Annotated in this window: 17 protein-coding genes; 9 read left to right on the top strand and 8 right to left on the bottom strand. The window is 65.0% G+C overall.

Going from position 1 to position 14,673, the window contains the following annotated elements; genetic code table 11:
• Window positions 1-62: 62 nt before the first annotated feature.
• Together NY1_RS15870 and NY1_RS15865 are read right to left on the bottom strand one after the other, a co-directional pair.
• On the bottom strand, window positions 63-752 hold the full coding sequence (locus NY1_RS15870; protein ID WP_067713145.1) for a YczE/YyaS/YitT family protein: 690 nt from the start codon (window positions 750-752) through the stop codon (window positions 63-65).
• A 56-nt stretch (window positions 753-808) separates the two neighbouring features.
• Entirely contained in the window at window positions 809-2,575 is a 1,767-nt protein-coding gene (locus tag NY1_RS15865; RefSeq protein WP_067713142.1) for an adenine deaminase C-terminal domain-containing protein, read from the bottom strand.
• A 163-nt stretch (window positions 2,576-2,738) separates the two neighbouring features.
• On the opposite strand from NY1_RS15865, the gene NY1_RS15860 reads away from it, so the two are divergent.
• The 4 genes from NY1_RS15860 (at window position 2,739) to dprE1 (ending at window position 6,604) form a co-directional block, all read left to right on the top strand.
• Entirely contained in the window at window positions 2,739-3,647 is a 909-nt protein-coding gene (locus NY1_RS15860; protein WP_067713140.1) for a LysR family transcriptional regulator, read from the top strand.
• Window positions 3,648-3,711: 64 nt separating this feature from the next.
• The gene (gene aat, locus NY1_RS15855) at window positions 3,712-4,449 is read left to right on the top strand and encodes a leucyl/phenylalanyl-tRNA--protein transferase (RefSeq protein WP_233434349.1); all 738 of its coding nucleotides are present in this window, start codon (window positions 3,712-3,714) and stop codon (window positions 4,447-4,449) included.
• A 62-nt stretch (window positions 4,450-4,511) separates the two neighbouring features.
• Entirely contained in the window at window positions 4,512-5,198 is a 687-nt protein-coding gene (locus tag NY1_RS15850; RefSeq protein ID WP_233434348.1) for an alpha/beta fold hydrolase, read from the top strand.
• Window positions 5,199-5,218: 20 nt separating this feature from the next.
• Entirely contained in the window at window positions 5,219-6,604 is a 1,386-nt protein-coding gene (gene dprE1 / locus NY1_RS15845) for a decaprenylphosphoryl-beta-D-ribose oxidase (RefSeq protein ID WP_501193562.1), read from the top strand.
• A 65-nt stretch (window positions 6,605-6,669) separates the two neighbouring features.
• On the opposite strand, the gene NY1_RS15840 is transcribed toward dprE1, so the two are convergent.
• Complete coding sequence (locus tag NY1_RS15840) at window positions 6,670-6,945, bottom strand: DUF7336 domain-containing protein (RefSeq protein ID WP_067713132.1); 276 nt, start codon at window positions 6,943-6,945, stop codon at window positions 6,670-6,672.
• Between the two features lie 38 nt (window positions 6,946-6,983).
• Entirely contained in the window at window positions 6,984-7,616 is a 633-nt protein-coding gene (locus NY1_RS15835; RefSeq protein ID WP_067713130.1) for a GNAT family N-acetyltransferase, read from the bottom strand.
• Window positions 7,617-7,718: 102 nt separating this feature from the next.
• Between NY1_RS15835 and NY1_RS15830 the strand changes: the two genes are divergently transcribed.
• Window positions 7,719-8,231, top strand: coding sequence for a DinB family protein (locus tag NY1_RS15830; RefSeq protein WP_067713127.1), 513 nt, complete (start codon window positions 7,719-7,721; stop codon window positions 8,229-8,231).
• 7 nt (window positions 8,232-8,238) lie between these two features.
• Here NY1_RS15830 and NY1_RS15825 read toward each other — a convergent pair whose 3' ends face one another.
• On the bottom strand, window positions 8,239-8,580 hold the full coding sequence (locus NY1_RS15825) for a DUF5713 family protein (RefSeq protein ID WP_067713124.1): 342 nt from the start codon (window positions 8,578-8,580) through the stop codon (window positions 8,239-8,241).
• 136 nt (window positions 8,581-8,716) lie between these two features.
• Window positions 8,717-9,223: a hypothetical protein gene (locus tag NY1_RS15820; protein ID WP_067713122.1), complete on the bottom strand. Its 507-nt coding sequence runs from the start codon at window positions 9,221-9,223 to the stop codon at window positions 8,717-8,719.
• 89 nt (window positions 9,224-9,312) lie between these two features.
• Here NY1_RS15820 and NY1_RS15815 point away from each other — a divergent pair, with 89 nt between their 5' ends.
• The 4 genes from NY1_RS15815 to NY1_RS15800 all read left to right on the top strand — a co-directional run bounded on the left by NY1_RS15815 (window position 9,313) and on the right by NY1_RS15800 (window position 11,800).
• Entirely contained in the window at window positions 9,313-9,675 is a 363-nt protein-coding gene (locus NY1_RS15815; RefSeq protein ID WP_067713119.1) for a hypothetical protein, read from the top strand.
• Window positions 9,676-9,827: 152 nt separating this feature from the next.
• Complete coding sequence (locus tag NY1_RS15810; RefSeq protein WP_067713117.1) at window positions 9,828-10,196, top strand: VOC family protein; 369 nt, start codon at window positions 9,828-9,830, stop codon at window positions 10,194-10,196.
• A gap of 98 nt (window positions 10,197-10,294) precedes the next feature.
• A complete protein-coding gene (locus tag NY1_RS15805) occupies window positions 10,295-11,140 on the top strand; it encodes a class I SAM-dependent methyltransferase (RefSeq protein WP_067713620.1) in 846 nt (281 codons plus the stop codon).
• Between the two features lie 87 nt (window positions 11,141-11,227).
• Entirely contained in the window at window positions 11,228-11,800 is a 573-nt protein-coding gene (locus NY1_RS15800; RefSeq protein ID WP_157762262.1) for a hypothetical protein, read from the top strand.
• Here NY1_RS15800 and NY1_RS15795 read toward each other — a convergent pair.
• Window positions 11,744-12,091, bottom strand: a complete 348-nt coding sequence (locus NY1_RS15795) for a hypothetical protein (RefSeq protein ID WP_157762261.1) — start codon at window positions 12,089-12,091, stop codon at window positions 11,744-11,746. The two genes, NY1_RS15800 and NY1_RS15795, sit on opposite strands and share 57 nt — an antisense overlap.
• A 225-nt stretch (window positions 12,092-12,316) precedes the next feature.
• Window positions 12,317-14,512 (bottom strand): thiamine pyrophosphate-dependent enzyme, encoded by a 2,196-nt coding sequence (locus NY1_RS15790; protein WP_233434346.1) that lies wholly within the window; start codon window positions 14,510-14,512, stop codon window positions 12,317-12,319.
• Between the last annotated feature and the right edge of the window lie 161 nt (window positions 14,513-14,673).

Genomic DNA, 14,673 nt, shown 5'->3' with positions numbered 1-14,673 from the left:
TTCTCGCCGATACCGTGGGATGGGGCCACCCGTTCGAGTGACGAGCTGGCCCCTGTCTCGCCCTATTCGGTCACGGCGGCCGACGTCGCCTTCCGTGCCGTGAACTTCGCGTGCAGGAAGAAATACAGCTTCACGTACTGCCCGACCAGCACCGCATTGATGATCGTGCCTTCACGGATGAAATGGGGTGCGCCGAGCAACGTCAGTCCGATGGTCGCCGAGAGTGCGAGCAGGGTGCAGTCGAAGACGGTTTTGATGTTTCCCCATTTCCATCCGGTCTTGCGCTGGATGGTGTTGACGAACAGGTCGATCGGCATGAGGACCAGGTTCGCGCGGATCATCAGGAACAGGCCGAATGCCAGCATGGCGTCGGCGAATATGAGCAGCACGACTTTCGCCGGGTACGGGCCGATGTGAATCCAGCGCGTCACCGCGAGATTGAAATCGAGCAGGAATGCCAGGACCAGGGCGGGGACGATCGAGAGCAGGTGGCCGGTCTTGAAGGCGCGGGGCCAGACCAGGAAGGTCAGGACCAGCATGATGAGTTCGAGGATGAGATTGAAATTGCCCTGGGTGAGGCCCGGGAAAACCAATGTCATGGTGCGGGTGAGGCTGCTTTGCGGGGAGATGCCGATTCCCGCGCGGATGGCCAGGCTCAAACCCAGGGTGAGAACGTAGATTCCGGCGATGTAGGTGATCCAGCGGCGCACCCTGTTTCCGGTGTCGACTCCCGTGTCGTTGTCGTGCAGCATGATGGTCGCATTTCCTTTCGCGACGAATTGCTCTGGGGTGTGGGAGGTCTCGACCGCTATTTCATGAACCCGAATCGGTCCAGCGAAATGAACAGGGTGAGGAGTTTGTTGACCACCGGTTCGCCTTCGTTCCGGTTGCCGAGCTTCGCCAGCGCATCGTCGATCGCACGGGTGGCATCGACGAGCTGGGTCAGGTTCATATCGGCCATCACGCCGTAGAAGTCCAGAGGCAGTACGGCTTTCACCTCCCCGCCGGCGGTCACGACGCAGCCGCCCACCAGCGCGTCGAGCTCGGCGAGGTTATCGCGCATCTCGATGCTGTCGGTGCCCACGACCACGAAGTACGCCGAGGGCGCGGGCCAGAACGTGGAGACCGCACCCTCCTCGATCGACACGCCCTTGAACAACCCGTTGACGATGTGCCGCTCACCGTCGGCGTACCGCTGCACGACGGAGATCCGGTTCAACCGCACCCCTTCGTATTCGGGGACGACCACCCCGTCCCGCAACGGCACCCAGATCTCCTGCGCGAATTTGAGATGACCGCGGCCGTACACGTCGAAAAGCAGCACTTTCGCCTGTGCGCCATCAGCCGAGTTCTCGATCGGGGTGAGCTCGAGCTGTTCGGCGCGCAATCCCGCGAGGCCGGGCCGCGGTCGCTTCGCCAGCGCCGAATAGTCGATGCCGACCGCCTCGATCAGCTTGCGGTCCTTGGCAACCAGCTGCCCACCCTTGAACACATATCGGGGATTGATTTTCGACAGGCTGTCGGTCAGCACGATATCGGCGAATCGTCCCGGGCTCAGCGAGCCGAGATCGCGGTCCTTGTGAAAGGAACGCGCGGTGTACAACGTCCCCATCTTGATGGCCTGAATGGGCGGCATCCCCATCTCGATCGCCAGCGAGATCACCCAGTCGATATGCCCCAGCCGCAGCACCCGATCCACCGAGATATTGTCGGCGCAGAGCTGGAAATTCTCGGCCGGCCAGCGCCGTTTCACGATGGCGCGCAACATGGTTCGAATGACTTCGGGACTACCGACGCCGAACTTGATCTGCGTGTTCAACCCGTAGCGGACGCTCTTCTCGATATCGTCCTCGTTCCACACATCGTGATTGTTGTCGACGCCGATCGCGGGCATGTAGTTGAGCAGCGTGTCCGACAGCGCCGTCACACCCCAGTGGCAGTTCACCACCCCCGCATTCGCCCGTCCCAGCGCCGATTTGCGGAAGTCGTCGGCATTGCCGGTCATATACGACAGATGCGCGAGCTCACCCAGCCCGATCACCGGATCCATGCCCAGCATCGCCTCGGTCACCTCGGTCGAGGTCTTCTTGCCCGGCGCGAACGCATACAGCCGGTAGGGGAGTCTTTCGTGGTCGGTGAACAGCGCTTTCGCCGCATCCACGGCCTCATCGCCGGCCGCGCTGGCGAAGTCGAGGGTTTCGCCGAACACCGTGGTCGTTCCACTGGGCACGATCGCCTCACCGAATGCCGCCGGATGCGCCAGCTGGGATTCGAAATGCAGATGCGCGTCGATCAGCCCCGGAATCGCGTAAAGCCCCTCACCGTCGAAGGATTCGCGAAACCGCACGATGGACTCGTCCGGATTCAAGGCGATGATGCGCTGCCCGTGCACCAGCAGCGACCCCGGATAAACCGATTCGGTGTGCACATCGAGAATATTGAGATTGCGCAGCAGCAGATCGGCTTCCCGTTCGCCCTCGAGAATGCCGAAGATCGTCCGGACATGCTCGTCCTGAGCGGAAACCGCTGTGGCGGTATCGAATTGAGTGTCGGTCGGCGACACGAATGCGGGCATGGCGGATCCTCACCTCGGAGCTCATGTACTTGCAGGTAGAGGCTGATTTCGGCAGCTGCTCGACCTGGCACTGATAGAACTCGATCCCGACCGTTGCTGACAAGCATTCGTTTTCGCGCAACCTGTACTCTTTTTTCGAACGGTATGTCTGGGAGGTAACACGATGCTCCACTCGCGAATGCTGCATTACATCGACGAGGTGGCGCGGCTGGGGTCGATTCGCGCCGCCGGCGCCAAACTGCATGTCGCGCCCTCGGCCATCAACCGCCAGATCCTGCTGCTGGAAGCCGAACTCGATCAACCCCTGTTCGAGCGGCTGCCCCGGGGCATGCGGCCTACTCCGGCCGGGGAAGCGCTACTGGCACACATCCGGCGAACCCTGCAGCAGTACCGCGAGACGGTCGCCGATATCCGCGATCTGCACGCGCTCGGCCACGGTGAGGTCGTGATCGCCACCATGACCGGCCTCGCCAGCGGTGTCGTCGCCAATGCCGCCGCGGCCTTCCATTTCCGGCATCCGCAGGTCCGTATCTCGATCCGCACCATGACGACTCTCGAAGTCCTGCGCGCGGTGGAGAACAGCGAAGCCGATCTGGGGCTCGCATTCAATGTCCCTTCCTCGAATCAGATCGAGGTCTGCTGGCAGATGAACACCAAGCTGGGAGTCGTTGTCTCCCAGCATCATCCGCTGGCTCATATGGACACGATCCCGCTCGCGCACTGCACCCCCTACCCGCTGATCTTCGCCGACCGGTCCATGGTGATCCACGGCATCGTCGCGGAAGCCTTCAGTAAGGCCGGACTCGAGGTTCACCCGGCCTTTCACACCAATTCCATCGAGACGATGAAGCGCCTCGCGACCTCCGGCGACGCCATCGCCTTCCTCAGCGAGTTCGACATCGCCGAGGAACTACGCGACGGCCGCCTAGTCTTCCGGCCGGTGCGAGATGCCTTCAGCAACAACATAGTTTCGCTCGTGCGCCGCGAGAAGCACGCTCACGGTCTGGCCAGCCTGCTGCTCGCCGACGAGATCGTGAGCGGGTTGCACCCCGCCGAGCCGGGACCCGAGTAGGCCCGTTGTCAGGGGCGCCGAGTGGCTCCGATCATCACTCGATCGGGTCGGTAAGGTCGATCCGGTGATCGACGATACCGACCTGATGCGAATGTTCCTGGTCGATCCGGACCAGCCTTTCCCACCCGTCGAACTCGCGGACCCGACCGGACTGGTCGCCCTCGGCGGTGATCTGTCGCCGCAACGACTGCTGACCGCCTATTCGGCGGGCATCTTCCCTTGGTACAACCCCGGCGAGATCATCCAATGGTTCTGCCCCGACCCCCGCAGCGTCCTGCTCCCGACCGCCCTGCGAGTCACCAAGTCCCACCGCCGATCCGTCGCCGCCGCCGACTACGCCGTCACCATGGATCAGGCCTTCGCCGAAGTGATCTCGCACTGCGCCGCACCCCGCGACGAGGAAGGCGGCACCTGGATCGGCTCCGACATGATGCAGGCCTACCTGCACCTGCACCACCTCGGCCACGCCCACTCGGTCGAAGTATGGCGCGCCGGCAACCTGGTCGGCGGCCTCTACGGCGTAGCCCGCGGCCGCTCCTTCGCCGGCGAATCCATGTTCTCCCGCGCCCGCGACACCTCGAAAATCGCCCTCTACTGGCTCTGCGCCCAACTGACCGCCTGGGACTTCCCCCTCATCGACTGCCAAGTCACCTCCCCCCACCTCGCCTCCCTGGGCGCCACCGCCCTACCCCGCACCGACTTCCTCCACCTCCACACCCAAGCCGCCGCCCGCCCCGCCCTCCCCGGCCCCTGGACCTTCGAAATCCCAGTCCCCAACTCTCCCAACCACTTACCGGACTGAATATCACCGGCGAGCTGAACCATACTGATTCGGGTCAAAACATCAGGGGTGGAATGCGATCGATGATGGTGGCTGCCGACGACGGAACGCTGCTGCATGTCGGCGTGGTCGGATCCGGCCCGGATGTCGTTGTGCTGTCCGGCGGGCCAGGCTGTGTCAACTATCTCGAAGATGATCGTCTGGCACCGCGCGGGATGCGCGCCTGGTACCCGGAGCCCAGGGGAGTGGGCCGCTCGCAGGGTGGGCCACACGAAATCGCCCAAGCCATCGCCGATCTCGAGGTAATTCGCCGGGCCGCGGGAGTCGACAGCTGGGTTGTGCTCGGTCACTCCTGGGGATCGGACTTGGCGGTACGCTACGCCCTGGACCATCCCGAACACGTCCGATCCGTGGTCGGCATCGCCGGCCACGGGCTGCACAAGGACCGCACCTGGTCCCAGGAATACTCCTCCGGACGGCACCGCGAGTCCGACCTCGAAATCGACTGGTCACCAGAAGTCCACGCCGCATTGAACGCATCGTTCGTGCACTGGATCCACGAGCCCACCCTGTTCCGCAAACTGGCCGACACACCCGTCCCGATGACATTCATCGCCCTGCAACACGACATCCGCCCCTCCTGGCCCCTACAACAACTCGCCGCCCTCGTCCCACGCGGGCGCTTCGAGGAGGTGCCCGGCGTCGGCCACCACCTGTGGGCGACCGATCCGGATGTATGGCTCGAGTGCGCGGCTACTGTAGCGAAGTGAATTTCATTCAAGGGGGATCTGTGATCGATCGACGTCGGCTGTCGGGGTGGGGGCGTACCGCATCGTCTGTGGCGCAGGTACTTTCCACTCCTGACCTCGACGTGGTCGCCGAGGCAGTGAGTACCGCCGGACCGCGCGGGGTCATCGCCCGCGGACTCGGGCGCAGTTACGGTGACCCCGCTCAGAATGGTGGCGGGCTGGTCGTCGACATGACCGCGTTCGGTCGAATCCACCACATCGATCCCGATACCGGCATTGTCGATCTCGACGCCGGCGTCAGCCTCGACACGCTCATGAAAACAGTTCTGCCCCATGGCCTGTGGGTTCCGGTGCTGCCAGGTACCCGTCAGGTCACCGTGGGCGGCGCGATCGCCTCCGATATCCACGGCAAGAACCATCACTCGCACGGCAGTTTCGGCAACCACGTCGTGTCGATGGACTTGCTCACCGCAGACGGCGCGCTGCGCACTCTCGCACCCGAGGGCGCCGACGCGGATCTGTTCTGGGCCACCGTCGGCGGCATGGGCCTGACCGGCATCATCGTGCGCGCCCGGGTTCGGATGAAGCACACCGAAACCGCGTACTTCATCGTCGACAACGACCGCACCGACAACCTCGCCGAAACCATGGAGCTGCTCACCGGCGGCTCCGACGACGGCTACGAATACTCGATGTCGGTACCCGACACCATCAGCACCGACTCGAAACTCGGTCGCGCCGGCTTCAGCCGCGGCTCCCTGGCCACCCTGGATCAACTGCCACCCAAACTCCGGCGCAACCCGCTGAAATTCGATGCGCCCCAACTGCTCACCGTGCCCGATGTCTTCCCCAACGGCATGGTCAACAACCTCACCACCCGCATCGCCGCCGAAGCCGCCCACCGGGTGTATCCGCGTCAGGCGCGCGGCAGGATTCAGAACCTGACGCAGTTCTATCACCCGCTGGATCTGCTCGGTGAATGGAACCGCGCCTACGGACGCCGCGGATTCCTGCAATATCAGTTCTCCATGCCGTTCGGCGCCGAACAGCAGCTTGCGTCCGCGGTCCGCGCCATCGCGCATTCCGGGCACCGGTCATTCCTGAACGTCTTCAAACGTATGGGGGCCGCCAACCCGGCTCCGCTGTCATGGCCGCATCCCGGCTATATGCTCAGCCTGGATTTTCCACTCAAGCCAGGTCTGGGGGAATTCTGCGCGCGCCTGGATGAGCGGGTGCTCGATGCCGGTGGCCGCCTGTACTTCGCCAAGGACTCCCGCACCAGCCCGGAATTGATCCGCACGATGTATCCGCGGCTCGAGGAATGGCGTCGAATCCGCGACGCCGTCGACCCCGAACGGATCTTCGCCTCAGACCTCGCCCGCCGCCTGCACCTCATCGACGACAACCTGGTCACTGCGGGCAGCTGACCATCGATAGGCGTTGCCTGTCAGTGGAATACGGGTAGGCAACGCCTGTAATTCGTCGTCCCTGATCAGTAGTGGTATGTGAAGTAGCCCGATGTCCACTCGTCCTTGTCGACTTCGTACCTTGCGATCTGAAAACAATCGGGTTCATCGATGAAGCCGGGTCGGTTCCGCGCTTCACGGATGCGTTCCTGGGCGAGTTGCTCGGTGGAATAGACGCCCAGGAGCTTGATGTCGTCGCGTTGTTCGTCCCAGTCGAGATCTCCGTCATCATCGACGTGTCGTGCCGGTGACCCGTCCGGCGGCTGGGCGTGATGGATGTGCCTTAGCAGATAGACGTCCACGCTGCGGGAGCCTATATCTGCCGAGATTGTTGTGCGCCTTAATTATCCGCTTGTCCCGCGTGGATCCGGGGGTCTGGCCGTGGGCTTCTGTCGTCTCGAATGTGGGCGTGGAGATGCATGTCGTGTCGGCCGTCGTCGTGGACGGCAGCGCTGCGTTTGGTGCCCTCCAGGCGGTACCCGGATTTCATGGCGACGCGGCAGGAGGCGTGGTTTCGGGTCGAGTGGTCCAATTCGAGGCGGTGGAAGCCGATTTCGCCGAGGGCCCATCTGGTGAGGGCGGACAGGGCGTGCGAGGCGACACCTGTGCCGCGGGCGTGCGGGAGTACCCAGTAGGCGACGGTGGCGATGCCGTCGTCGAAGTTCAGGCCGCGGAGGGCGACTCGGCCGCGTACTTCGTTGTTGATGCTGGTGACCGCCCAGTGGGCACTCTTCTCCTGTTGCCAGTTCTCGCGGTACGACTCGAACCATTCCAGGACTTGGCTTTCGGTGGCGGGGCGGTGTGTGTGCCAGCGGCGGGTTTCGGCGTCTTGGTATGCGGAGAGGAAGTCGGGTGCGTCGGCGGGTTGCCAAGGGCGGAGCAGGAGAAGGCCTTCGGCGGGGAGGGTTGGTTGTGGACGGCGGGCGATGGTGCCGGAGGGGACGACTGGTGGAGTCGACAGGATGCGTGCCATAGGCACATGGTCGGTCGTGGCGAGGGTGGATCGTGGCGGTTCGAAGTCGGCGAACGCGCGGATCCCGGTGTCGGCAATGGGGAACCGGGCGAGAATGATCGAATGGAGTCGAGTGAGCGGGAACAGACGTCTCGGATTGCGGGTGAGCGGGAGACGCTGACCGGATTTCTCCAGTTCCAGCGGGATACCTTGGCGTGGAAGTGTTCAGGGCTTTCTGCCGCCCAGCTGCGGCTGCGAGCGGTGTCGCCGTCGAAGCTGTCGCTACTCGGGCTCGTTCGCCATATGACCGATGTGGAGCGCGGCTGGTTCGCCCGCACTCTCGGTGGTGTCGATGCGCCCGCGCTCTATTGGGGGGCCGAGCGATCGGAAGATGTCGACTTCGACGTCGAGAATGCGGACGTCGATGAGGCGTTTCGGTTATGGCATGAGGAGTGCGCTCGCTCGCGGGAGATCGTCGGCGGCTGTGAGTCACTCGATACGGTCGGTGAGCGCCGGCCCGGCGAGGATGGCTACAGCGCGCGCTGGATCCTGACGCACATGATCGAGGAATACGCTCGTCACAATGGTCACGCCGACCTGCTGCGAGAGCGAATCGACGGTCGGACCGGCGAATAGGAGCGGCTCACCAGTCGCGGGTCGCGATCAATTCCTCCGAGTCGGCGTCGCTGAACCCGTAGGCCGAGGCGATGAACCAGAAATCCTCGCCGATCTCATCCCGCGCCACCGTCTCGATCTCGCTCCCGGCCGCTTCGAACTCCGCCTCCAACAGGTTGAATTCCTCGGTCGCAGCCCAAGTCAGCGCGTACAGGGCAGCCAGATCCGCCGGCTTCTCGGCCTCGATCCGCTCGCACAGGCGCTGCAGGATCGCCACGCCCTTGTCGAGAACGTGATCAGGGAAGTACGAGTCGGCATACAGCGGTTTCAGGAACGTATGCTCCGCGACCTGCTGGTTCGTAATCGGCATGGGGCTCCGTCCGCGAGAATTGATGTCTTCGTGGACTTTCTACCTCATCCGGTGAACGGGATGCGATGCTGCCAGGGATTCCTGGTCCGGTTGCTGATCTCGAGCTGTGCCGACCGCCATTGCGAGACAGCGAATCTCACGTGGAGGCCGAATCGGCCGGCCGGACCCTGTCGATCACGCGCATCAGCCGTTCCTCGACCTCGCCGGGGTCGTGAATCGACAAGGCCTGGTTGACGATGAGCCAATCCGGGATGTCTTCTCCGCGGACATACTTGGAGAAACAGTTGTAAATCGCGTAGAAGGCGAACTCGACCGATTCGGGGAACCTCAGATCATCGTCCTGCAAAGCGGTGATCGGCTCGAGATACCGCCCACTGACATCCGCCAGATCCCTTCCAGCGCAGACGCAGCGAAGCGCATCAGCCGGAAGCTCGACATCCAGTTCGTGCCGCACCCCGACAACCGAATCGCGATACCGAATCCGACCACGCTTGCCCCGCACGAACCCGACCCAGACCGACAGCGCCTCCTCACACAACGCCAGGTGGACCTGCCGCCGGTGATCAGCTCCCAGCTGAAGGAAGACCTGCCTCAACGTCACGAGCAAGCCTAACGAGCAACTCTCCCGCTCCGCCTCTTCCACACGGCCATCCTCAACTCCACCGATGTGACGCTGCGAGCACTTGCCAGAACAGTATTGACCAGCGAAGTAGACCTCGCGATGCTCGACTTATGCGAACGGCCGATGCCGACCTCACCGTCGAGAAGGTCGCCGGGCGGGCCGGACTGTGGACCTGGACCCGGTACTGCCTGGACGTGCTCCTCGGTGTCGTATCGGGGTTCGCACTGATCTTCGTCTCCATGCTGGTGCTCGTAGGCGTCCTGTACTTCTGGGCACTACCGGTGGGATCGCTTCTCGCGCTAGCCATCTGGGCGGTGACCGCGATCGTCAGCACCGTACGCATGCACTTTCGAGGCCGGAACTCCGCCACGATTCGATTCCTGGTGGGGTTCGGGATCATCCCTTGCTACGCAGGTACGGTGACGATCATCGCCGCCTGCAGTGGGGGCTGGGGCAATCCCTTTATCGGCTGACGTCGCCGGCAGCGGCAATTCAGTTGCTCGGCCGGCAGCGGATTCGCGCTCTTCGATCATCTGTTCCCGCCAGGCCACGCGTACGCATTTGGTGCACGACGAGAACAGCTGATCGGTTCGCCATCGGTGTGCGATCGATCGATACTGGCGAAATGGCAAACCGTTGGGTGGGAGTGACCATCGATTGCGTCGATGTGCATCGGGTTGCAGCCTTTTGGAGCGCTCTGCTGGAGCGCCCGCCGGGTCCGTCCGAACCTGGTTGGATCTACCTCGGACAGGCCGGTGATCCTCAGCCGCGCTTGGTTTTTCAGCCTGTCGTCGAACCCAAGCGCGACAAGGTGCGCGTTCACCTCGATATTGCCGTGGATGACATCGATGAAGGGATCGCGCAGGTGATCGCTCTCGGGGGCCGATGTACTGGCGAGCGGCACGAGTATGCCGAAGGCGTGGTCGTCGTGATGGCCGATCCTGAGGAACACGAATTCTGTCTGGTTCAGTACTTCTCCACCGCGCCGGTGTAGATCTGGCTATGGCCGTCACGGTGATTCGGGCGCATTCTGTGAAGTGCGCGGAGTGGGTGTGGCCAGCGTGGTCGGGTCTGGGCGGCAAGGAGGGATGCATGGAAAGCGCGCCGAGCAGGACGGCGATGTTTGCGGCTGTGTCGCGTGGATTGTTTCGCCTGGAGACGGCCTCGCCTTGGGTGTTGGACGATGTGCTGGCTCTGGTGCTTGTGGGCCCTGTATGGCAGGAGTTGCGGGATCGGTTCGAGCCGTTGTTTCCCGGGTGGGTTGTTCGTGAGGCTCGTGCGGCTGTGTGTACCCGCAGCCGGTATGCCGAGGATCGGCTGGTTGCCGGTGGTTTCACGCAGTATGTGATTCTCGGTGCGGGGCTCGACTCGTTCGCGTGGCGGCGGCCGGATCTGCTCGGGCCGATGACGGTATTCGAGGTCGATCATCCGGCCTCCCAAGCTTGGAAGATCGAGCGGGTCAGTGAACTCGGGCTGCCGCTCAGCGCCTCTCAGGTGTTCGTGCCGGTCGATTTCGAGGCCGGAACGGTTCAGGAAGCACTGGGTGCGGCAGGGTTCGATTGGGCGCAGCCGGCGATGTTCTGCTGGACGGGCGTCGCCCCGTATCTGACGGCGCGGGCGATCGAGTCGACGTTGCAGATGATCGCGGCGGCTGCTCCCGGGTCCGAGGTGGTGTTCTCCTATCTGGCAGAGGACGCTGCGCTCGATGACGCGGGGGCGGAGTACGCCCATATTTACCGACCGATCGCGGCTTCTGTCGGCGAGCCGCTTCAGCCTGGCTGGCCGGTCACCGAGATCGAGAGCCTGGTAGCCAGGTGCGGGCTGAAGGTCGTGGATCACCCCACACGGGCAGACCTGCAGCAGCGGTACTTCGCCGACCGTACCGATGGTCTGCGGCCCTACACCTTCGAAACCTTGATGGCCGCACGGATCACTTGAGTCGTGTTGTCCGCGAACACCCGTAGCACCAAGAACCAACCTCGGACGCAGACTGACTGTCGGCGCGGCGTCGTAAGCTCGGCGACCGTGGACTACCTCGGCTCGATTCGAAACCCCGTGCACGACGGACTGTTCCTGCTGCTGTGCGATTCCCGGACCCGCTACGGCGGCTGGGATGTCCACGGGCCGGAATTGGCGTCCGAGGGCAGCACCTCCCTGACGCTCGACGGCCTCCGCGCCTACGTCGAAGAAGCTCACGGCGACGGCCGCTACGAAGTCCATCACGATGCGGCAGGCAGAACCCTCTGGATCTCACTCCCCGAGGAACCAGGCATCCACCCCATCCCCGCCGAAGCCCTCGAACACGAGCCCCGCCTCCGGACCTCCCCGCTAGCGCTCATCGACCTCCCGAGCGGCACGCTGGTCCTGGCCCTCGCCTACCCTCCCCTCAACATGACCACCGACGGCGACCACGCGGGCCTCACCCACGGAGACGGTGAACGCCTCGATATCGAATTCGGTATCGGCACCGTGGAAATCACCCGTGAGCACACAGCCACCGGCCAGGTGCTAGCCCTGCGCGCAATGCCGAAACCCGAGGGGTCAGGCGGGGCCGTACATGGCGAGTGCGAAGCCGGTGCCGGCCAGAACTGCCAGTAGTGGGATTGCCAGCAGTGGCCAGATCACCAGGGGGCGCCTGAGCCACCAGCTGCGGGCCATCAGTATCAGGGCGGTGGATCCGACGACGATGGTTCCGACAGCCATCAGGCCGGCGCCCGCGTCGACGAAGGTGCGGCATTGGCCGGTGCATTCGCTGGATGCTCCGCCGGGGGCGCCGAGGAAGCCGATGAGCAGTGTGGCGGTCATGCCGGCGAAGAACACCGCTGCTACCAAGGCCAGGGCGGCGATCAGGTCGATGGCGCGTAGGCCCGGGCTGGTCTCGAACTCCACGTTCGCAGGGTAGTCCGGAACGATCATTTGCCGCAGCGCACAGGGGCCGGCTGAGGTGGGTGGTGACGGGAGGCGGGCGAGTATGTACGATCTACGTACGTAGACAGTAGATAGAGCTTGTGCCTCCTCGTCGGCACAGGGGCGCCGACCGGACTGGCGTCGGGCGGCGGGCGGGTGCGGTGTCCCTTGGACAGGACATCGGGCCCGCTCGTCGTCTATCCCGGGTCAGGGCGTGGCCAGGAGTTTGTCGGCGGCGGATTCTATGCGGGCTTCGTCCAGGAGGACGGTGTTGGCGGCGGGGCCGAGGGGGATGAAGCTGTCTTCGCTCGTTACCCGGGCGACGCGGCCTTCGTAGCCGGCGTCGAGGAGGGCGGCCAGGACGGCTTCGGAAACGCTTCCGCTGCGGCGGGTTTCGTCGGCGATGAGGACGCGGCCGGTGGCGCGGGCATTGTCGAGGAGGTCTTCCAGGGGGAGGGGGGAGAGCCAGCGCAGGTCGAGGACGCGGGCGTGGATGCCGCGGGTGGCCAGGCGGCGGGCGACGCGCAGGCTCATGGGGACGCCGTTGGCGAAGCTGACGATGGTGAGATGGGTTCCGGTGCCGTGGATTCGGGCGCGGCCGATCTCGGCGTGGCGGAGGGCGGCGGCGGGGGCCAGCCAGGCATTGTCGCCGGGGCGGTAGAGGTCGCGGGTGTGATAGAGGGCGATCGGTTCGAGGAAGACGCAGACCCGCCCGTCCATGCGGGCGGCGGACACGCAGGTGCGGAGCATGGCGGCGGCATCGTCGGCGCGCGCCGGGGACGCGATCACGATGCCGGGGATATCGCGCAGTGCGGCAAGGGAATTGTCGTTGTGGAAATGGCCGCCGAAGCCCTTCTGATAGCCGTAGCCGGCGATCCGGACCACCAGCGGATTGCGGTATTTGCCGGCCGAGAAGAAGGACAGCGTGGCCGCCTCTCCCCGCAACTGATCCTCGGCATTGTGCACATAGGCCAGGTATTGGATCTCGGGAATGGGCACGAACCCGGCCAGGCCCGCGCCCAGCGCGGTACCGAGCACGCTCTGCTCGTCCAGCAGCGTGTCGAAGACCCGCCGCACGCCGAATTGCTGCTGCAGGCCTTTGGTGACGCCGTACACCCCGCCCTTGCGGCCCACGTCCTCACCGAAGACCAGGACGTCGGGATCGCGGGTGAGCAGTTGCGCCAGCGTGTGATTGACCGCCTGCGCCAACGTCATCGGATCGCCCTTGTCGCCGTCCGCGCCCGCCGTCCCGCGCAGCGCGTCGGTCCGCACCACTGTCGGCCGCGCGGGCGCGAGCGGCGCCATGACCGCGGCGGCGGAGGTGAGTTTCGGTTCCTCGCGCAGACTTTCGGCCGTGGCCGCGACCCGCGCGCCGAGATCGTCGTACCGGCGGATGAGTTCCCCGGGCGTGGCGACACCGGCCGCGATGAGCAGTTCCGCGGTCCGCGTCACCGGATCCCGGCGCAGATCGGCGGCCAGTTCGGCGGGACGCCGGTAGGCCGATTCCACATCCGAGCCCGCATGCCCGAGCAGCCGCACCGTCCGCAAGCGCAGGAAAGCCGGTTTGCGATGCGTGCGAACCCATTTCGCGGCCTCGCTCGCCACGCTCAGCGCTTCGGTGAGCTCGGCCCCGTCGGCGTCGAACCAGCGCAGCCCGGGTCGCGACCCGTACGCGTGCTCGATCCAGGTGCGCGGCGTCGGCACGCTGATCCCGATCCCGTTGTCCTCGCACACGAACAGAATCGGCATCGGCACCCCCAGGTGCGCGGTGTGCACGGCGGTATTGATCGCCCCGGCCGCCGTCGAATGATTCGCCGACGCATCACCGAAACTGCACACCACCACCGCGTCCGCCGGCCACGGGCACGCCACCCCCTGCCCCGCCGCCCGCTCGAGGGCGAACGCCAGCCCGACCGCCCGCGGCAGATGCGACGCGATGGTCGAGGTCTGCGGGATCACGTGCGCGGCGTGGCTGCCGAAAACCTTGTGCCGCCCACCGGAAATCGGATCCGCGGCCGCCGCCAGCACCCCCAGCAGCACATCCCGGATCGGGTCGATGCCGCCCGCCTGCCGGGTGCGCTGCACGAAGAACGCCGCCGAACGATAGTGCAGCAGCGCCGGATCGGTGACCCGCAATGCCGCCGCGACCGCCGCGTTCCCTTCGTGCCCCGCCGACCCGATGCTGTAGTACCCGCGCCCGTCCCGCCCCAACTGCCGGGCGATCAGATCCAGATGACGCGCGGTGACCTGGGCGTCGAACAGTTCGAGGGCCTCGGCGCCGGTGCAGGGCGCGCCGGGCGCGAGTGGTTCGTGTTGTGCGCGAGCGGGACCGGGTCTCGCGGCGGTGACTTCCGCGCGAAACCATTGGTCCAGTTCCGCCTCCCGCTCGTTGATCCGACTCACCTCTCACCATTTGTCCGATATGTCGCTTACGCCGGGTCATCAGCGTAAATGTGGAACATCGATCTCCGCCGCAACTCCGCATTCGTCGGCCCGGCGTGCGATCCACGGTATCGAGAGTCGGGCCCGCGCGCGGCGGGTCCGCGCAACCGGTCGCGCCGCGG

This window comes from Nocardia yamanashiensis NBRC 100130 (assembly GCF_001613325.1).
Lineage (GTDB): Bacteria > Actinomycetota > Actinomycetes > Mycobacteriales > Mycobacteriaceae > Nocardia > Nocardia yamanashiensis.
The sequence above is the reverse complement of the archived record's forward strand: the minus strand, read 5'-3'. Positions and strand labels throughout refer to the sequence as shown.